The sequence below is a fragment of the Nonomuraea sp. NPDC049129 genome (assembly GCF_040648495.1).
Taxonomy (GTDB): domain Bacteria; phylum Actinomycetota; class Actinomycetes; order Streptosporangiales; family Streptosporangiaceae; genus Nonomuraea.
Window position 1 is genome coordinate 45,412 of sequence record NZ_JBEZDU010000042.1, and the last position, 18,602, is coordinate 64,013.

20 protein-coding genes and 1 pseudogene are annotated in these 18,602 nt (G+C 69.5%); 15 read left to right on the forward strand and 6 right to left on the reverse strand.

The window, feature by feature from the left end:
• The first annotated feature begins 164 nt into the window (after positions 1–164).
• Positions 165–575, forward strand: a complete 411-nt coding sequence (locus tag AB0B64_RS57190; protein WP_357939646.1) for a sterol carrier family protein — start codon at positions 165–167, stop codon at positions 573–575.
• A gap of 16 nt (positions 576–591) precedes the next feature.
• Here the strand turns inward: AB0B64_RS57190 and AB0B64_RS57195 are convergent, their stop codons facing one another.
• Positions 592–1,629: a DUF4190 domain-containing protein gene (locus tag AB0B64_RS57195; RefSeq protein ID WP_357939644.1), complete on the reverse strand. Its 1,038-nt coding sequence runs from the start codon at positions 1,627–1,629 to the stop codon at positions 592–594.
• A gap of 142 nt (positions 1,630–1,771) precedes the next feature.
• Between AB0B64_RS57195 and AB0B64_RS57200 the strand changes: the two genes are divergently transcribed.
• From AB0B64_RS57200 to purM, 4 genes are all read left to right on the forward strand, one after another.
• Entirely contained in the window at positions 1,772–2,176 is a 405-nt protein-coding gene (locus tag AB0B64_RS57200) for a MarR family transcriptional regulator (RefSeq protein ID WP_357939642.1), read from the forward strand.
• 91 nt (positions 2,177–2,267) lie between these two features.
• Positions 2,268–3,014, forward strand: coding sequence for an SDR family NAD(P)-dependent oxidoreductase (locus AB0B64_RS57205; protein ID WP_358204291.1), 747 nt, complete (start codon positions 2,268–2,270; stop codon positions 3,012–3,014).
• Positions 3,015–3,063: 49 nt separating this feature from the next.
• Entirely contained in the window at positions 3,064–4,500 is a 1,437-nt protein-coding gene (gene purF, locus AB0B64_RS57210) for an amidophosphoribosyltransferase (RefSeq protein ID WP_357939638.1), read from the forward strand.
• A complete protein-coding gene (purM, locus tag AB0B64_RS57215) occupies positions 4,497–5,522 on the forward strand; it encodes a phosphoribosylformylglycinamidine cyclo-ligase (protein ID WP_357939636.1) in 1,026 nt (341 codons plus the stop codon). Before purF ends, purM begins: the two co-directional genes overlap by 4 nt.
• 295 nt (positions 5,523–5,817) lie before the next feature.
• Here purM and AB0B64_RS57220 read toward each other — a convergent pair whose 3' ends face one another.
• The gene (locus AB0B64_RS57220) at positions 5,818–6,033 is read right to left on the reverse strand and encodes a DUF3073 domain-containing protein (RefSeq protein WP_357939634.1); all 216 of its coding nucleotides are present in this window, start codon (positions 6,031–6,033) and stop codon (positions 5,818–5,820) included.
• A 151-nt stretch (positions 6,034–6,184) separates the two neighbouring features.
• Positions 6,185–7,264, reverse strand: a complete 1,080-nt coding sequence (locus AB0B64_RS57225; protein WP_358204304.1) for a Glu/Leu/Phe/Val dehydrogenase dimerization domain-containing protein — start codon at positions 7,262–7,264, stop codon at positions 6,185–6,187.
• Positions 7,265–7,371: 107 nt separating this feature from the next.
• Here AB0B64_RS57225 and AB0B64_RS57230 point away from each other — a divergent pair, with 107 nt between their 5' ends.
• Positions 7,372–8,235 (forward strand): hypothetical protein, encoded by an 864-nt coding sequence (locus AB0B64_RS57230; RefSeq protein WP_357939630.1) that lies wholly within the window; start codon positions 7,372–7,374, stop codon positions 8,233–8,235.
• Between the two features lie 322 nt (positions 8,236–8,557).
• Positions 8,558–8,761, forward strand: a complete 204-nt coding sequence (gene bldC / locus AB0B64_RS57235) for a developmental transcriptional regulator BldC (RefSeq protein WP_013133571.1) — start codon at positions 8,558–8,560, stop codon at positions 8,759–8,761.
• Positions 8,762–8,897: 136 nt separating this feature from the next.
• Here the strand turns inward: bldC and AB0B64_RS57240 are convergent, their stop codons facing one another.
• Positions 8,898–9,563: a TetR/AcrR family transcriptional regulator gene (locus AB0B64_RS57240; RefSeq protein ID WP_357939628.1), complete on the reverse strand. Its 666-nt coding sequence runs from the start codon at positions 9,561–9,563 to the stop codon at positions 8,898–8,900.
• 146 nt (positions 9,564–9,709) lie between these two features.
• On the opposite strand from AB0B64_RS57240, the gene AB0B64_RS57245 reads away from it, so the two are divergent.
• From AB0B64_RS57245 to AB0B64_RS57260, 4 genes are all read left to right on the forward strand, one after another.
• Positions 9,710–10,759: a LacI family DNA-binding transcriptional regulator gene (locus AB0B64_RS57245; protein WP_357939626.1), complete on the forward strand. Its 1,050-nt coding sequence runs from the start codon at positions 9,710–9,712 to the stop codon at positions 10,757–10,759.
• 96 nt (positions 10,760–10,855) lie between these two features.
• Entirely contained in the window at positions 10,856–11,110 is a 255-nt protein-coding gene (locus AB0B64_RS57250) for a hypothetical protein (RefSeq protein WP_225301664.1), read from the forward strand.
• Between the two features lie 75 nt (positions 11,111–11,185).
• Positions 11,186–12,037: an N-acetylmuramoyl-L-alanine amidase gene (locus AB0B64_RS57255; RefSeq protein WP_357939624.1), complete on the forward strand. Its 852-nt coding sequence runs from the start codon at positions 11,186–11,188 to the stop codon at positions 12,035–12,037.
• Positions 12,034–13,638 (forward strand): beta-N-acetylhexosaminidase, encoded by a 1,605-nt coding sequence (locus tag AB0B64_RS57260; RefSeq protein WP_357939622.1) that lies wholly within the window; start codon positions 12,034–12,036, stop codon positions 13,636–13,638. The genes AB0B64_RS57255 and AB0B64_RS57260 overlap by 4 nt, the downstream gene beginning before the upstream one ends.
• Positions 13,639–13,686: 48 nt before the next feature.
• On the opposite strand, the gene AB0B64_RS57265 is transcribed toward AB0B64_RS57260, so the two are convergent.
• Complete coding sequence (locus AB0B64_RS57265) at positions 13,687–14,466, reverse strand: aminoglycoside adenylyltransferase domain-containing protein (RefSeq protein ID WP_357939620.1); 780 nt, start codon at positions 14,464–14,466, stop codon at positions 13,687–13,689.
• 101 nt (positions 14,467–14,567) lie between these two features.
• On the reverse strand, positions 14,568–15,620 hold the full coding sequence (locus tag AB0B64_RS57270) for a quinone-dependent dihydroorotate dehydrogenase (RefSeq protein WP_357939618.1): 1,053 nt from the start codon (positions 15,618–15,620) through the stop codon (positions 14,568–14,570).
• A gap of 45 nt (positions 15,621–15,665) precedes the next feature.
• On the opposite strand from AB0B64_RS57270, the gene AB0B64_RS57275 reads away from it, so the two are divergent.
• From AB0B64_RS57275 to AB0B64_RS57290, 4 genes and pseudogenes are all read left to right on the forward strand, one after another.
• Positions 15,666–16,040 (forward strand): tautomerase family protein, encoded by a 375-nt coding sequence (locus tag AB0B64_RS57275; RefSeq protein WP_357939616.1) that lies wholly within the window; start codon positions 15,666–15,668, stop codon positions 16,038–16,040.
• Between the two features lie 69 nt (positions 16,041–16,109).
• Entirely contained in the window at positions 16,110–17,489 is a 1,380-nt protein-coding gene (lpdA, locus tag AB0B64_RS57280) for a dihydrolipoyl dehydrogenase (protein WP_358204321.1), read from the forward strand.
• Between the two features lie 49 nt (positions 17,490–17,538).
• On the forward strand, positions 17,539–18,183 hold the full coding sequence (locus AB0B64_RS57285) for a response regulator transcription factor (RefSeq protein WP_357939612.1): 645 nt from the start codon (positions 17,539–17,541) through the stop codon (positions 18,181–18,183).
• Positions 18,180–18,602 (forward strand): annotated as a pseudogene (locus AB0B64_RS57290) (hypothetical protein); the annotation flags it as partial. The gene AB0B64_RS57285 and the pseudogene AB0B64_RS57290, both read left to right, overlap by 4 nt.

Below are 18,602 nucleotides of genomic sequence, written 5' to 3' on the forward strand. Positions count from 1 at the left end.
GCGGTAGCAACCGGTTCGCCACAGTTCCTCCAAAAATGAGCTGTCTTACGGCGGGGACGCTACGACCGCCATCGAAACCGCAGGTGAACGAGGACCTCCGACACGATGAACGCTTTCCACGACACAATGGTCAAGTGCCTTCGCGGAAATTGGACCCGGAAAAAATGCGGGCCGCACTGGACGCCCAACTCGTGGCGCTGGACGAACCGCCCTTCGACGGACCGTCCTCGGCGCTGGCCGACGCGCTGGTCTCCGCCGTGCTCGCCGCCTACGAACGGGATCTCCGGCCCGAGCGCGACGCCGCCCGGCAGGCCGTACGCCACCTGCTCGACCGGCTGGCGACCGCCGCGCCCGGCCGGACGGTAGAGGTGCGGGTGCCGCCGTACGCGGCCGTGCAGGCCATCGCCGGTCCGCGCCACACGCGCGGCACTCCCCCCAACGTCGTGGAGACGGACGGCCGCACCTGGATCGAGCTCGCGCTGGGCCGCCTCACCTGGGCCGAGGCCATGGCGAAGGGCGCCGTCTCAGCGAGCGGCGCCCGTGCCGACCTGTCCGGCCATCTCCCGCTCTCCTAGCGAGTACTAGCGGGTACTAGCGAGTACGCCTCATCCAGGGGAACTTGCTCTCGAAGCACTGGTCGGCGAGCTGGCCGGGAAGGTGGCCGCACTCCTGGACCACGCTCCAGAACCAGATGGCCACGACGGCGAAGAGGATCAGGGCCAGGACGCTGACCGCGATGCCCGCGATGGCGCGGCCCTTGCCCACGCCCTTGCTGAGCGCGACGCAGCCGAAGACGATCGACAGGATCGCGGTGAGCAGGCCGGTGAAGCAGACGAAGACGAGGAACGGGCTGGCGACCCCCAGCACCAGCGAGGCCGTGGCCAGGCCGCTGCCAGGCGGGGCGGGCTGGCCGGCCTGGTATGGCTGGTACGGACCCCCTTGCTGGTACGGGCCCCTTGGCGGGTAGGCGCCCCCTGGCGGCGGGCCGTAGCCGGGGCCACCTCCGCCGGGCGGGCCGCCGTACGGGCTGGAGGGCGAGGTGCCGGGCACGGCCGGGATGGGTTCGGTTCGAGGGGGCGGGCCCGGCGGCTGGCCTTCCCCGTAGGACGGGGTCTGCGGCCCGGTTTCCCCGTACGACGGAGGCTGCGGCACGAACGACGGCCGCTCCTCCGGCGGTGACGGCGGCGGCTCACCCTGCGGCGAGGTCGGAGGCGCGGGCGGCGGCTCATGGCGCGGCGGCACGCCCGGTGGCGACGGCGGCTCATAGCGTGGTGGCTCGCCCGGCGTCGTCGGCGACTCATAGCGTGGTGGCTCGCCCTCGGGCGTCGTCGGCGGCTCGTAACGCGACGGCGGCGTGGGTCCCGGCGCGCCGTTCTGGGGCTCCGCTCCTTCGTCGTCCCACCCCGGGTAGGGCGGCCGCGCGCCCGGCGCCGGAAACACCTGGGTCTCCTCCGCCTCCTCACCCTCTTGAACCTCGGCCGGCTCAGGGGTCTCGGGCGCCGTGGGCAGGTCGGGGTGGAACGGCTTGCCCGGCTCGCGGCGGGGCCGCGGCTGCTCCTCCGGAGGCTCGTCCTTCGAAGGGTCGCCGTCGTTCGGGCGAGGCTGGTTCGGATCCCCAGGTGTGGTCACGTCTGCGTCTCCCGACGGGTCTGTATGCCGGATACTTCACCTTTTCGCGGCTGACATCCCCGAAACCGCACGACACGGTAAGAGCCCGCTCATCCTTGGGTCACCATGCGCCCAAATGGCAGGCGACGGGCAAGATGAGGACATGCTGGAAGAGACCCTGACCTACGCGTTGATCATGGTCATGAAGACGAAGCGCAACCAGATGGCCGCGGCCCTGGTCCCGCTCGGCCTGCACAGCGGCCAGGAACTGCTGCTCAACCAGCTGTGGCAGGAGGACGGCCTCACCCAGAGCGAGCTCATCCGGCGGCTGGGCGTCGAGCCGCCGACCGTCACCAAGACCGTCCAGCGCCTGGAGCGGGCCGGCTTCCTGCACCGCTCGCCCGACCCCGACCGGCCACGGATGATCCGGGTCTGGCTGACCGACGCGGGCAAGGCCGTCCGCGAGCCCGTGGAGCAGATCTGGACCAGGATGGACGAAGAGCTGCTGAGCGCGTTCGACCCGGATGAGCGGGACATGTTCGGCCGCCTGCTGCGTGCCATGCCCTAACGACCCTTTCACTCCCAGCGAAACCGGCTTGCGGGCAGGCGTCGCCATAGAGTTAGCTGGCTAATTAGTCGGCTAACTAGAGGAGTCCATCATGCACGTGCTCGTCACCGGCGGTTCGTCCGGCATCGGCGCGGCCACGGCCGTCGCCTACGGGGCCACGGGAGCCCGCGTCACCATCACCTACCACTCGGGCGAGGAACGGGCGGCCGAGGTGGTCAAGCGGGTGGAGCAGGCCGGAGGCAAGGCCACGGCCGTCCGCCTCGATCTGGAGGACCACGCGAGCATCACCGCCGCCGTGTCGGAAGCGGGACCCGTGGACGCGCTGGTCGCCAACGCCGTGCGCTGGGGCACGATCATGCCCAACAGCATGGCCTTCGAGGACATACCCGCGGCGGAGTGGACGGCCGCCCTGCACGCCAACGTGGTCGGCAACGCGATCCTCGCGGGGGCCGTACTGCCCAATATGCGGCGGAACGGTTTCGGGCGGATCGTGTTCGTCTCGTCGGGTGCGGCGGAGGAGGGACTGCCGGGCCCCGGGGCGTACGGCACGGCCAAGATGGCCCTGCACGGCATGGCCCGCGCACTGGCCTGGGAGGCCGGCAAGGACGGCATCCTGGTGAACGTCGCCGCCGCCGGATTCACCCTCACCGAGCGCGAACGGCCCGTCCCGCAGGAGCTCGCGGACGCGCTCGCCGCCCGCACGCCCACCCGGCGACTCTCGACGGCGGACGACCTGGCGGCGCTGATCGTCTTCCTCGGCTCCGCGGCCAACCGCAACCTCACCGGAGAGATCATCCGCGACGGATCCAACGCCGGCCGGTCGGCGCACGCCCTCTGATCTGGCCCCCGGGTGCGAGCAGGGGAGCGGCCGACCTAGACTGAAGCACGTGCTGAAAGGCGACGGCCGGCTCGGCCATGACCTGGACCCCCAAGACCATGCTCCTAAAGACGCCTGCGGCGTCTTCGGTGTCTGGGCGCCAGGCGAGGAAGTCTCCAAACTCACCTACTACGGGCTGTACGCGTTGCAACACCGCGGACAGGAGTCCGCGGGCATCGCGGTCAGCGAGGGCAGTCGCATCCTCGTCTACAAGGACATGGGCCTGGTCTCCCAGGTCTTCGACGAGTCGGTGCTCGGCACCCTCAGGGGCCACCTGGCCATCGGCCACTGCCGCTACTCCACGACCGGCTCCAGTGTGTGGGAGAACGCGCAGCCCACGCTGAGCTCCACCGACGAGGGCGGCCTCGCGCTCGCCCACAACGGCAACCTGATCAACACCCCGGAGCTGGCCCAGCGGCTGGCCCCCGGGGCGACCAGGGCGACCACCGACACCGAAGTGCTCACCACGCTGCTCGCCCAGGACCGCGACCGGTCCATCGAGGACGCGGCGGCCGAGCTGTTGCCGCAGGTGAAGGGCGCCTACTCGCTGGTGTTCATGGACGAGCGGACGCTCTACGCGGCCCGTGACCCGCAGGGCATCCGCCCGCTGGTCCTGGGCCGCCTGGAGCGGGGCTGGGTGGTGGCCTCCGAGACGGCCGCGCTCGACATCGTGGGCGCCACGTTCACCCGCGAGATCGAGCCGGGCGAGATGCTCACCATCGACGAGCGCGGCGTCAGGTCGCGCCGGTTCGCGCTGGCCGAGCCGAAGGGCTGCCTGTTCGAATACGTCTATCTGGCCCGCCCCGACACCACCATCGCCGGGCGCGGCATCCAGGTCACCCGGGTCGAGGTCGGCCGCGTGCTGGCCCGCGAGCACCCCGTCGAGGCCGACCTGGTCATCCCCACGCCCGAGTCGGGCACGCCCGCCGCCGTCGGCTACGCGGAGGAGAGCGGCATCCCCTACGGCCAGGGCCTGGTGAAGAACTCCTACGTCGGCCGCACCTTCATCGAGCCCTCGCAGACCATCCGGCAGCTCGGCATCAGGCTCAAGCTCAACCCGCTGCGCGAGGTCGTCGAGGGCAAGCGGCTGGTCGTCGTCGACGACTCGATCGTGCGCGGCAACACCCAGCGCGCGATCGTCAGGATGCTGCGCGAGGCCGGCGCTAGTGAGGTGCACGTACGCATCTCCTCGCCGCCCGTGGCCTGGCCGTGCTTCTACGGCATCGACTTCGCCACCAGGGCCGAGCTCATCGCCGGATCGCTCAGCGTCGAGGAGATCCGGGCCTCGCTCGGCGCCGACTCGCTGGGCTACATCTCGCTGGAGGGCCTGACCAAGGCCACCACGATCCCCGCCGAGCGGCTGTGCCGGGCCTGCTTCGACGGCTCCTATCCCATCCCCATCGACCAGGACAACGTGGGCAAGTTCGTGTTGGAGAGCAAGGCGTGACGACGTACGAGGCCGCCGGGGTCGACATCGAGGCGGGCGAGCGCGCCGTCTCACTGATGAAGGCCAAGGTGGCCCGCTCACGCAGGCCCGAGGTGGTCGACGACGCCAGCGGATTCGCCGGCCTGTTCGACGCCTCGGCCCTGCTGCGCTACCAGCGCCCGCTGCTGGCCACCTCGACCGACGGCGTGGGCACCAAGGTCATGCTCGCCCAGCAATACGGCAAGCACGACACGATCGGCGTCGACCTCGTCGCCATGGTCCTCGACGACCTGGTGGTGTGCGGCGCGGAGCCGCTGTTCATGACCGACTACATCGCCTGCGGCAAGGTGGTGCCCGAGCGCATCGCCGAGATCGTGGGCGGGGTCGCCGAAGGCTGCAGGCTGGCCGGGGCGGCCCTGCTCGGCGGCGAGACCGCCGAGCACCCAGGGGCCATGGGCCCCGACGAATACGACCTGGCGGGCGCGGGCACCGGCGTCGTGGAGGCGTCGGCGATGCTCGGCGCCGACCGCGTGCGGGCCGGCGACGTCGTCCTCGGCCTGGCGTCGTCGGGAGTGCACTCCAACGGCTATTCACTGGTACGCCACGTGCTGCGCGAGTCGTCGCTGTCGCTCGACGCCGACCTGCCCGAGCTGGCCAGGCCGCTGGGCGCCGAGCTGCTGGAGCCGACCAGGATCTACTCGCTCGACTGCCTGGAGCTGGCCCGGAGGGTCGACGTGCACGCCTACGCCCACATCACGGGCGGCGGCATCGAGAGCAACCTGTCCCGCTCACTCCCCGACCACCTCGACGCCGTCCTCGACCGCTCCTCGTGGACCCCGCCACCGATCTTCTCGGTACTGGCGGGCTATGGCGGCATCGAACAGAAGGACATGGACAAGACCTTCAACCTGGGCGTCGGCATGGCCGCCATCGTCCCCCAGGAGGCAGCGGACGAGTCCATCCGCCTACTGACCGAACGCCACCAACCCGCCTGGATCATGGGCGAAATCACAGAAGGCACCGGCCAAGCCACCTACCGCTGACACACAGGGTGGGAGACCACCTAGAGCCACGGGCTGGCAGGGTCACGTAGACGCACCGGGTGGCAGGAGTCGCTGACGACACCTGCCAGCCGTTAGCACCCAGGCGGTCGCACCGTCTTGTAACGGCGCCCGGCCCTGTGCGGGCTCAGCGGCCGTATTCCTCGAGGCCCTCAGCCCTGTACGGCGGGTAGGGCCAGCCGTGCTTGCCGTAACCCCAAGAAGTAAAAACCCCCGACGACAAGAAAGCGCCCCACGGGTGGGTGCCGTGGGGCGGCGCGCTCAACCGGAACAACCGTTACCGGTCGTCGGCGTCTTTGTTGCCGTAGTCGTCGGCGTAATCTGCATAGCGATCCGCCAGCTCATCGCTGAGGTCGTCGGCGGCGTCGTCATTGTCGCTGGAGTCTCCGACCCCGAGTTCATCGCGAAGACGATCAAGATCCGTGCCACCGCTGTTGTACTTCAGCTGGCGAGCAACCTTGACCTGCTTGGCCTTTGCTCGGCCGCGCCCCATTGGCTCGACCCCCTCGTGTGGGGTCGTCCCCGACCCCTCGTCGCTAACGCACCACACACTGACGCCGCCTGACTTTGGGCGTCAGCCTATCGTTCGCCTATTACCGTACCTGTTTTGTGCCCAGCTCGGTACGTCGTATGGGCGCGGGGCGTCAGCGGCCCAGCCAAATGCCCCTAATACGCCCGACTTCCGACATTCTGCGCTCGGCCAGCCTATCTGCTGCGACCGCCGGAGGGACGCCCTCGTCGGCCGCGATCGCGAAGATCTTCAGAGTCGTGTCGTAGATCTGGGTCGCCTTGGCTCTGGCACGCTCCATGTTGAAGCCCTCCAGCTCGTCGGCGACCTGGATCACGCCGCCCGAGTTGACCACGTAGTCGGGCGCGTAGAGGATGCCGCGCTCCGCGAGCTGCTTCTCCACGCCCGGGTGGGCGAGCTGGTTGTTGGCCGCGCCGCAGACGACCTTGGCGCGGAGCCTGGCCGCCGAGTGGTCGTCGAGAGCCCCGCCCAGCGCGCAGGGGGCGAACACGTCGATGTCGGCTCCGGTGAGCGTCACCGCGTCGCCTACGACGTCGACCTCGGGGTGGCGCTGTCGTACGCGCTCGACCGCCTTGGGATCGACGTCACACAGGACCACGTCGGCCCCGTCCTCGCGCAGCAGGTCGACCAGCCGATGGCCGACCTTGCCGACGCCCTCGACGCCGACCCGCTTGCCGCGCAGCGACGGCGAGCCGTAGACGCGCTCGGCCGAGGCGCGCATGCCCTGGTAGACGCCGAAGGCGGTGAGGATCGAGGAGTCGCCCGCGCCGCCGTGCGCCAGCGTGCGGCCGATTACGTAGCGTGACTCCCTGGCGATGACGTCCATGTCCTCGCTGTAGGTGCCCACGTCACAGGCGGTGATGTAGCGCCCGCCGAGCGACTCGACGAAGCGACCGTAGGCGCGCAGCAGCGCCTCGCTCTTGTCCCGGCGCGGGTCGCCGATGATGACGGCCTTGCCGCCGCCATGGTCGAGACCGGCCAGCGCGTTCTTGTAGGCCATGCCCTTGGCCAGGTTGAGCACGTCGGCCAGAGCCGCCTGCTCGCCCGCGTACGGATAGAACCTGGTGCCTCCCAGGGCCGGCCCGAGTGCGGTGTTGTGGATGGCGATGATGGCCCGCAGGCCGCTCTGCTCGTCGGCGCAGAACACGACCTGCTCATGGACGTCCTTGTGGGACGAGCCGAAGACATCGGTCACGGTAGTGACTCCCTGTCCCGTGTCCGTCGCCCCGTTGCGACGGATCTCGTCTATCAGCGTAGTAGCGCGACGATGCGAGCAGGTTGTCTTCATGACACGATGCCTCCGTGCTGCCCTATGCCGCTTACCTCCGGGTCTACGAGCCGCTGACCGCGTTCGCCGAGTCCGAGCGCAAGGTCTGGGCCGAGTACGCCGAATCGCGTGATCGTCCCCGCCGGGCCACCGCGCTCAACGCCGAGCACGCCGAGGCCGTCAGACGCCTGCTCGGCATGCCGCCCCACCCGGCACCCGCGCAGGAGAGCCCCAACGCCTATCTGCGGCGCGTTGAGGACCGTCTCTATGTGTGTCCGTGGCAGACCCGGCTTCGCTCGTGGCTGGCCTTCTCAAGGCTGCGTGGCAGTACTCCTGCGAAGCTCATGGACCGGTTCGTGCCCAAGGCGATCGCCGAGCAGACCGCCGACGACTTCGACCGGTACAAGCGCACCGGTGACTCCGCCGCGCTCCGCACCCACATCCGCACGACCGCGTGGCACGTGCCACCGGCGTGGTTCGTGCCCTTCGACGGCAACGAGCGCTGGCTGGTGCTCGGCTCCGCGACGCCGGGACAGGACGTGACCACCACGACGGGACGCAACCTCATCTACGTCACCTCCATGGCCCAGGCCAGGAGGCGCTCCGCGCGGGCGCTGCAGGTGCTGCGCAGGCACCTGGGCGACGTGGCGGCCAACCTGGACGTGGAGGACGTGGCCAGGTGGCTGGAGGAGTTCCACCCGCACTCGCTGGTCGAGCTCGACTACGGCGGCCTGGTGCGGCTCATGAACGATGACGCTCTGCAAGCGGATCAGTCCGTCGCGGAGCTCTCAGCGGCCCTCACGGGGCTGGACACGGGTCAAGAAGAGCTTGCCTACGCCATGTATCAGAGGGTGATCCTGCGCTGGAAGTCAATGCAACTTCTGGAATCTGCCAACTGAACCCCAATACAACCGTCTGACCTGCATAAGTAGGTCATGACTCGCGGCTGCTCTCTTCTGCGAACTGAGTAGTTTGCCGTTTTCACTGCGATACCACGAAACGTGTCGCTAGAATCACCGAGCGTGACATCGCCATGTGAGCGGGCAGTTGGGTCAAAGAAGGGCTCGCAAATCGCTCTGCGTGGCGGTATGGTCACTTCGGGTGATGCCGCATATGGCTCAGAAAAGCCGCACGCTCTGGGCTATAGGGGGACATCCGTGACACGCGCAAAGGGAGTCACAGGATCGCTGAGCCGGTCCACACGGAGGAGAGGCCGCACAAATGTCAGCTCGTACACCCGAGGCCGAGCCGCTGCTCACGCCCGCTGAGGTCGCGACCATGTTCAGGGTCGACCCCAAGACCGTTACCCGGTGGGCGAAGGCAGGCAAGTTGACGTCGATTCGTACCCTCGGCGGTCACCGGCGTTACCGGGAGACCGAGGTCCGCGCACTGCTGGCGGGGATTCCGCAGCAGCGCTCGGAGTAGTGCCGAGGTCGTCACGAACCTCAGGGGGGTTGAATGGTGGGCCGTGCTGGACAGCCCGGTCCACCCAGGTGACGACGTCATGTCGTAAATGGGGAGCTGGCGCCGCCCGCCCGGCGCCATCCTTCCCGAAGGGGACCTAGGCCAGTTGTTCCTTGGTCAGCAGATCCAGCAGCCGGTTGACCTCCGGGTCATAGCCGGCGGCTACTCCGAGTAGTGAGACCATGTGGTCCACGAGCATCTTCTCGAGCGTCGGACGCTCGATGTCGCGGTGTTCCAGCCAGTCGAGGCCGGCGGTCTCCACCGACGCGATCCACGATCTCAGCGTCGTACGCAGCACCGGGCTCGGCCGCTCCACCCGCATCTGCCGCTGGATGAGCCGGAAGAGACGTTGCCGCACACCGTCGACGATCTCCCCGACCTCCCCCGCCCGGTTGGCGGGGCCGCCGCGCAGCAGCGCCGCGAACCCGGCCGCGTGCTCCTCGACGAAGTCGAAGTAGCGCCCGAGCCCCGAGGCCAGCTCATCGAGAGGTCTGCCGCCGCCCTGCGGGCGCAGCCGCGACTCCAGCTGGTCGGCCGCGCTCTTCAGCGCCGCCACGTAGAGCTCCTGCTTGCCGCCGAAGTAGTGGTAGACCAATGCCCGCGAAGCGCCGGCGGCCGAGGCCACGTCGTCGATCGAGACGTCTTCCGCGTCGCGTGTGCTGAAGAGTTCGAGGGCCGCGGCCATCAGCTCCTCGCGACGGCGATCCACGCTGAGCCGGCGCCGAGCCGGTCGGGCCGCTTCGGCTGACTTCCCGGGTGTCACAACAGCACAGTATCCGACGCCGTGCCTAATAGCGGACATGTAGCCAAGTGGTCAATATCAGCCTTCCCTAACATGAGGCCGTACCCTGCGGCGAACTCGATCGTTTGGTCAGACAGGTGCCCAACTTCGCATCGCGGGGGAGACACATGTCAGGACCACCCGTCAACACTTCAACTATTTCCGAGCTCAGGGAGGTAGACGCGGTACCTCGGCCACGACCGACAATCCGCAACGTCGCCGAGCGAGCCGGCGTCTCGAAATCGCTGGTCTCGCTCGTACTACGCGGATCCCCGCACGTGAGCGAGCACCGGCGGCAAGCCGTGCTGCAGGCGGCCCGCGAGCTCGGCTACCGGCCCAACGCGGTCGCGCGGAGCCTCGTCGAAGGCCGTACTCACCTCGTCGGCGCGCTCGTCGCCGACCTGCACAACCCGTTCTACGCCGAGTTCCTCGACGGACTGCAGGAGAGCCTGCACGGCGACGGACTGCGCATGCTGATCGGCAACAGCCAATGGGACCCCGCCTTCGAGGACGAGGCCGTGGAGGCCTTCCTGGAGCTCAGAGTCGACGGGCTGGTGTTACTCGGCATCGCGCCGACCAGCGAGACGCTGATCGAGGCGACCTCCTACACGCCGACGGTCGTCGTAGGGGAACGTGACATTGAGCTCGACGGCGTCGACATCGTGGTCGACGACGACCAGCTCGGCGCCCGGCTGGCCATCGACCACCTGGTCGATCACGGCCACAAACGGATCGCGCACATCGAGGGTCCGCGCTCCTCACGCTGCGAGGGCTATCTCGTGGCGATGCGCAGGCACTCGCTGGCGCCCTACATCATGGTCGAGGCCGCGGAGTCGACCGAGGAGAGCGGCCGGCAGGCGGCCCTCGCCCTGCTCAGCCGCGAACCCAGGCCCACGGCGATCTTCGCCGCCAACGACGTGGTTGCGCTCGGCGTCCTCTCGGCCGCGGCGGAACTGGGCCTGAAGGTGCCGGACGACCTGTCGGTGGTGGGTTATGACAACACCCACCTGGCCGCCTCGCACCACATCTCTCTCACCTCCGTCGACCAGCCGCGCCGCACCATGGGCCGGTCCGCGGCGGCACTGCTCAGCGACCGGATCGGAGACCCCGCGAAAGTAGCCCGCCTGCGCCAGGTGACCCCCGAACTCATCGTCCGGCGGAGCACGGGTCCCGTTTAGAGAAAGCCAAAGCTGGGTCAACCCGTGCGGTGGCGGCGCCGCACGGCGGTTTACTCGTCAGGGTCATGCGACACGATCTGATCCGGGGGGACAGCCATGCGTGATCCGGAACTGGTGTCCTGCGCCCAGCGCGCGGCGACCGAGCTCGAACGTGCCTGGGCGCAGTGGCGCGCGGGCCGGGACAGGGGCAGGGGAATCGACGTCGGTGCGGAGTCCGTGGCCAGCTACGTCGCCCACTCCCTCGACCACCCGTGGGGCCGTCCCCGCGTCGTCCTCGGCCTCGACGCCGAGGACGCCCGGGAGCTCGCCGCGCTGCTGGAGCGGCAGGAGGTGGGCGAACACGTCTGGTGAGGAGCCTCGCTCCAACAGGAGCCGGTCTTGACATAAGCGTCAGGTGAGGACGCCGCTTGACGTAAGTTGGAGCGTATGCGTGCTCTTCCAGCGTCACTCCTCGCCGCCTGCGGCCTGATCGCCACCGCGTGCGGCGGCACCGGCAGCGGTGGCGCCGCGGCGGGTCAGGTCGCCCGAGCGGCCGCGACGACGCCCGCCTCGGCCCCGGCGTCGACGCCGACTCAGGCGAGGTCTCAGGCCCATGCCAAGCCTCAGGCGGTGGCCGGCCCGCTGGAGGGCAAGACCATCGTCATCGACCCTGGGCACAACGGCGGCAACTACCGCAATCCCACGGCCATCAACCGCAAGGTCAACGTGCTGACCAAGTGGAAGCCGTGTGACACGACGGGCACCGAGACGGCGAGCCACTACACCGAGGCCGCCTTCAGCTGGGACGTCGCCAACCGCATGGTCAAGATCTTGCAGGCCCGCGGCGCCAAGGTGAAGCTGACCAGGAGCGACAACAACAGTGTCGGGCCGTGCATCACGCAGCGGGCCGCCATCGGCAACAAGGCCAAGGCCGACGCCGCGATCTCCGTGCACGGCGACGGCGCCCCGGCCGCCGACCACGGCTTCCACGTCATCATGCCGAAGAAGATCAACGGCCCGGTCGACCCCGTCGTGGCCGACTCGAGCAGGCTGGGCGTGGCCGTACGCGACGCGTTCAAGAAGGGCACCGGCCTGCCCTACTCCACCTACATCGGCAGCAAGGCCCTCGACTACCGCAACGACCTCGGCGGCCTCAACCTGTCGACCGTGCCGAAGATCTTCATCGAGTGCGGCAACATGCGCAACGCGGGCGAGGCGGCCAAGTTCCAGGATCCCGCGTTCAGGCAGCGGATCGCGGTGGCGCTCGCCGACGGATTGCAGCACTATCTCAAAGCATGATTCCTCGCCCCAATCTGCTGAGTGATCTCTCCGCCTCCTACGAGCTGACCTCGGGCGCGGCCGTCTCGGGGCCCGCTGACCTGGTCGAGGCCGTACGACTGGCGCTCCCGGTGCTCGACCTGCGGCCGGGCGACGCGGGAGCCGTCGACCTGCGGCACGACCCCACCCTCGGGCCGGAGGCGTACCGGCTGGTCGTGGGGTCGCGCGGAGTGGAGATCACGGCGGGTGACCGGGCGGGCGCCTTCTACGCGGGACAGTCGCTGCACCAGTTGCTGCCGCACGCGTCCTACCGTTCGGCGTTCTCGGCCGAGGCGGCGTGGATCGTTCCCGGCGTACGGATCGAGGACGCTCCCCGCTTCTCCTGGCGTGGGCTGCACCTCGACGTGGCCAGGCACTTCTTCCCCAAGCGGGAGGTGCTGCGCCTGGTCGACCTGATGGCAATGCACAAGCTCAACCGGCTCCACCTGCACCTGGTCGACGACCAGGGCTGGCGGGTGGAGAGCAGGGCCTATCCGAGGCTGCACGAGGTGTCGTCGCACCGCTCGCGTACCGCGACCAACCACTACCGCGAGCCGGAAACCTACGACGAGATCCCGCACGGCGGCCACTACTCGCTCGACGACCTGGCGGAGATCGCCGCCTACGCGCGGGCCCGCGCCGTCACCGTCGTGCCGGAGATCGACGTGCCGGGGCACGCCCAGGCGATCCTGGCCGCCTATCCGGAGTTCGGCTCCTCCGATGAGGACTACCAGGTGCTGGAGCGGTGGGGCATCACTCCGGCCATCCTGTCTCCCATGCCGCCCACGGTGGAGTTCCTGACCACGATCTTCGACGAGTTGATCGGCGCCATCGGCGAGACCCCATACGTGCACATCGGCGGCGACGAGGTGGTCCTCGACCACTGGGCCGCCTCCCCCGAGATCACCGCCTACCGCGACTCACTGGGCCTGTCGTCCATGGGCGAGTTGCAGGCGTGGTTCCTGCGCCGGCTCGCCGACGTGCTCGCCGATCGCGGCGCGCGGGCGGTCGTGTGGGACGAGGCGTTCGTCAGCGGCGAGCTGCGGCACGACACGCTGGTGATGCCGTGGCGCGGGATGAGCGTCGGCCGCCGGGCCGCCGCGGCGGGCCACGAGGTGATCGCGACGCCGGTGTTCCCGCTGTACTTCGACTACGCGGAGTCCGCGTCGGCCGACGAGCCCGTGGCGATCGGCGACGCGATCACGGTCGCCGACGTCGCGGCCTTCTCCCCCGCCCCGGACGACTGGTCCGAGGAGGAGCGGTCGCGGGTCGTCGGGGCGCAGGCCCAGCTCTGGAGCGAGCGCATCCCTGACCCCCGTACGCTCGACTACCGGGCATGGCCGCGGGCGTGCGCCCTGGCGGAGGTGGCGTGGTCCGGCTCGGCGGGGAGCGACTTTCCGGCCCGTCTGACCGAACATCTCGGCCGGCTCGACGCGATCGGGGTGGAGTACCGGCCGCTGGACGGGCCCAAGCCGTGGCAGCGGCGCAGGCCCCACCGGCCCGCCGCCGTACGCGTGGCCGACGTCATGACGCGCCTGGACTCGATGACCCACGACGCGGAGTCGACCAGGCCCAGCGTGTGAGCCGCGGTCCCAGCGCGTGAGAGGCGGCCCCAGGGCGTGAGAGCCGGGTTACATCTCCAGGATCATGGTCATGAAGGCCAGCAGGTCGGCCCGGCGACGGAACGGATTGCGATAGAGCGCGGGGCCGCCCTGCCTGATCCGCAGCGCCTCGCGCACGATCCGGTGCCAGCGCTCGTGGAAGGCCTCCAGCGCGTATTCGCCGGCGGCCGACTTCGAGGTCACCTCACCCACCGCGAGCGTCTGGCGCAGGCGGGCGATGCCGAGCACGCCCCACGTGGTCTGGTAGTCGCTCAGCGCGGCCACACCCGGCCAGGAGATCCGCCGGGCACTGCGCTGGACCCACCTGGTCCAGTACGTCGCCAGGTTCTCCCTGGTCGTTCGGGCTAGCGTGTCCCAGTCGGTGTGGATGCCGAGCTGGGCCGCCGCCGGTCCCCGGACCGCCACCCCGCTCTGGGCGAGTACGTGCCAGGTGACCAGATGCCGCTCGGCCCGTCCCGACTCGGTCAGCCGCCATTCGCGCACCGACGGGCCGTCGGGTGCCTGCGCCGGGTCCTTGCGCAGGTCGTCCCAGGTCACGTAGAGGCCGTCGAAGTGCGGCTTGGCCCCGCTGGGCCGCAGCTCGGCGTGGATCGTACGAAGGACCGCTGGATCGGGCGACCGGCTGGTCACGGCGACGAAGTCGACGTCGCTCAGCTGCGGCCGGTAGTCGCCCAGCGCGATCGACCCCTGCAGGTACAGCCCCTCGATCAGACCGGGCGCGTGGCGATCGGCCAGTGCGAGGTAGTCCCGGCAAAGACGCGAGGGTATGTCAGGCAGATCATCGAGCATCCGGGAACCCTAGCAACGCCGGGAAACGCGTGCTGTCCCGTTTCCGGGATCGCATTTTTCAGGTCACGCGCTTCACACCGTACGTTCTCACGTAGCGCGCCTCAGGCCGTGCGGCCGATGGCTTCGGAGATCGAGGTGAGGCCGTGGCGGCGGACGCGGCGGGCCAGCTGCCGGTGGATGCGCGCGGCCCAGAACGGCCCGCCGTAGATCCACCCGGTGTAGCCCTGGACCAGGGTGGCCCCGGCGAGCAGGCGTTCCCACACGTCGTCGACGTCCTCCACGCCGCCCACCGAGACCAGCGTGAGCCGGTCGCCGACGCGGGCCCGCAGCCGGCGCAGCACTTCCAGGGAGCGGGCCTTGAGCGGGCGGCCCGACAGCCCGCCGGTCTCGCCACCGTGCCGGATCGTGGTGTTGGTCGCGATGATCCCGTCGAGTCCCAGCTCCAGCGCCAGGTCGGCGACGGCGTCGACGTCCTCGTCCGCGAGGTCGGGTGCGATCTTCACCAGCAACGGGGTACGGCGCGGTGTGCCGTCCGCGACCAGCTTGACCGAGGCGAGCAGCGGGCGCAGCAGCGACACGGCCTGCAGGTCGCGCAGCCCGGGCGTGTTGGGCGAGCTCACGTTGACCACGAGGTAGTCGGCCAGCGACGCCAGCTCCTTGGCACTGGCCACGTAGTCGGCGACGGCCTCGGACTCGGGCACCACCTTGGTCTTGCCGATGTTGACCCCGACCACCACCGGAACCCCACGGGTGCGGCGCAGGCGGCGCGCCGCGGCGGCCGCCCCGGCGTTGTTGAACCCCATCCGGTTGATGACGGCCCGTCCCGGCACCAGCCTGAACAGCCGGGGCCGGGGGTTGCCGGGCTGGGCGTGCGCGGTGATGGTGCCGACCTCGACATGGCTGAAGCCCAGCGCCGCGACGCCCTCGGCGCAGGCGGCGTCCTTGTCGAACCCGGCGGCCAGGCCGAGCGGTCCGGGGAAGTGCACGCCGAACGCGCTGACGCGCAGAACCGGGTCGTGCGGCGCGAGAGCTCGGTGGAGCAGCCGCTTGAGCAGGGGTAGCGCCGAGAGCAGCGCGAGGGCCCTGACAGTCAGATGGTGCACGGCCTCGGCGTCGAAACGTCGCAAGACCTGCGTGAAGACGAGGCGATACATCAGGGGTCAGGGTACCAATCGCGGTGACTCCCTATATTGACTGGCATGGCACAGCTCAAGATCTACGGTCGGCGGGACGTGTGGGCCGGGCGGCAGCGGGAGCTCTCGGACCTCCTGCACTCCTGCCTGATGAGCGCATGGGGGCTGCCGGAGGACAAGCGGTTCCACCGGTTCCTGCTGCTGGACGCCGAGGACTTCGTGTGCCCGCAGCGCGGCCCGAACTACCTGATCATCGAGGTGGTCTGCTTCACCGGCCGCAGCGACGACGCCAAGCGGGCGCTGATCCGGACGATCTATGAAAGATCTCAGCTCGCCGCCGAGGACGTGGAGATCACGATCATCGAGATGCCCAAGGTCAACTGGGGCATTCGCGGGGTTCCGGCGGACGAGCTGGCGCTGCCGTACAAGGTGGAGGTCTAGGTTCGGCCGGGTCCTTGACACAGGGGCGAGGTTCAGGAGTGGAGTTGGGCGGGCGGTATGGTCCGACTCATGAGCACTCACTATGACGTCGTCGTTCTCGGCGCGGGTCCGGGAGGGTACACGGCCGCGGTCCGCGCCGCCCAGCTCGGGCTGCGCGCAGCGGTCATCGAGGAGAAGTACTGGGGTGGCGTCTGCCTGAACGTGGGCTGCATCCCGTCCAAGGCACTGCTGCGCAACGCCGAGCTCGCGCACATTTTCCACAACGAGGCCAAGACCTTCGGCATCAGCGGCGAGGTCACCTTCGACTACAGCGCCGCCTTCCAGCGCAGCCGCAAGGTGGCCGACGGCCGGGTCAAGGGCGTCCACTACCTGATGAAGAAGAACGCCATCACGGAGTACGACGGCCGCGGCACCTTCCTCGACGCCAACACGATCCAGGTGAACGGCGAGACGATCACCTTTGCCAACTGCATCATCGCCACCGGGGCCAGCACCAGGCTGATCCCGGGCACGTCGCTGTCGGAGCGGGTGGTGACGTACGAGGAGCAGATCATGACCGATCAGCTCCCCGGCAGCATCATCATCGCGGGCGCCGGCGCGATCGGCGTGGAGTTCGCGTACGTCCTGCACAACTACGGCGTCAAGGTGACGATCGTGGAGTTCCTCGACCGGATGGTCCCGCTGGAGGACGCGGAGGTCTCGGCCGAGCTGGCCAAGCGCTACAAGCGGCTCGGCATCGAGGTGCTCACCTCCACCCGCGTCGACGGCATCGAGGACACCGGCGCCACGGTCAAGGTGACCGTCACCCGCGACGGCCAGCAGCAGGTGCTGGAGGCCGACAAGGTGCTGCAGGCCATCGGCTTCGCGCCGCGCGTCGACGGCTACGGCCTGGAGAAGACCGGTGTGGCCCTCACCGACCGGGGCGCGATCGCGATCGACGGCCGGTGCCGGACGAACGTGCCGCACATCTTCGCCATCGGCGACGTCACCGCCAAGCTGATGCTGGCGCACGCCGCCGAGTCCATGGGCATCATCGCCGCCGAGACGATCGGCGAGGCGGAGACCATGGAGCTCGACTACGTGATGATCCCGCGCGCCACCTACTGCCAGCCGCAGGTGGCCAGCTTCGGCTACACCGAGGCGCAGGCCCGTGACCTGGGCTATGACGTGAAGGTGGTCAAGTTCCCGTTCACCGCGAACGGCAAGGCGCACGGCCTGGGCGACGCGAACGGCTTCGTCAAGATCATCAGTGATGACAAGTACGGCGAGCTGCTCGGCGCGCACCTGATCGGCCCGGAGGTGACGGAGCTGCTGCCCGAGCTGACGCTGGCCCAGCAGTGGGACCTCACCGTGCACGAGGTCGCGCGCAACGTCCACGCCCACCCGACGCTCGGCGAGGCGGTCAAGGAAGCGATCCACGGCCTCTCGGGACACATGATCAACATGTGACGGAACGGCGCTTATTCGCGGCTAACACCCGACCAGCCACGCTCGACCCATGCGAGTGCTTGTCGTGGAGGACGAGGAAGAGCTGGCCGACGCGGTCGCGCGCGGACTGCGGCTGCACGCGATCGCCGTCGACGTGGCCTACGACGGGCAGGAGGCGCTGAACCTGGCCTCGTACGTCGACTACGACGTCGTCGTCCTCGACCGCGACCTGCCCGAGGTGCACGGCGACGACGTCTGCGGCGAGCTGGCGAGCGCCAGCCGGATCCTCATGCTGACCGCCGCGGGGCAGGTCCGCGACCGGGTCGACGGGCTGTCGCTGGGGGCCGACGACTACCTGGTCAAGCCGTTCGCGTTCGCCGAGCTGGTGGCCAGGATCCGGACGCTCGCCCGCCGGTCGTCCCGGGTCGCGCCGACGCCGCTGGAGCGGGCCGGGATCCGGCTCGATCCCGGCCGCCGTACGGTGACCAGGGACGAGCGGGCGGTCGCGCTGAACCGCAAGGAGTTCGACGTCCTGGAGCAGCTGCTGCTGGCCGGAGGCGACCTCGTCACCTCCGCCGAGCTGCGCCGGCGCGTCTGGGACGAGCACGCCGACACGGGCACCGGTGTGCTGCGCGTCACGATCACGTCGCTGCGCAGGAAACTGGGCGCGCCGCTCGCGGTCCAGAACGTCCCCGGCAAGGGTTACCGGCTGTGACGCGGCCCTGGCCGTGGGAGCGGCTCGGGCTGCGCATGCGGCTGGCCCTGTTGTACGGCGGGCTGTTCTTCGTCGCCGGGTCGATGCTGCTCTGGGTCACCTACCTGCTGACCGCCCAGGCGATGAACACGCAGTTCGTCACCAAGTTCGGCGGCCGTCTGATCACCGGTACGGAAGACCTGCCGCCCGACGCCGGCTCGCCCGTCAAACAGGTGCGGGTCGATGTGGAGCAGGGCGCGGCCACCGTGCTGAGCGACATGCTGCGGTCCTCGATCGTGATCATGATCGTGATCGGGGTCATCGCGTTCGTGCTCGGCTATCTGGTGGCTGATCGGGCGTTGCGGCCGTTGGATCGGGTGACGGAGACGGCGCGGCGGTTGTCGGAGAGTACGTTGCATGAGCGGATCGGGTTGCGGGGT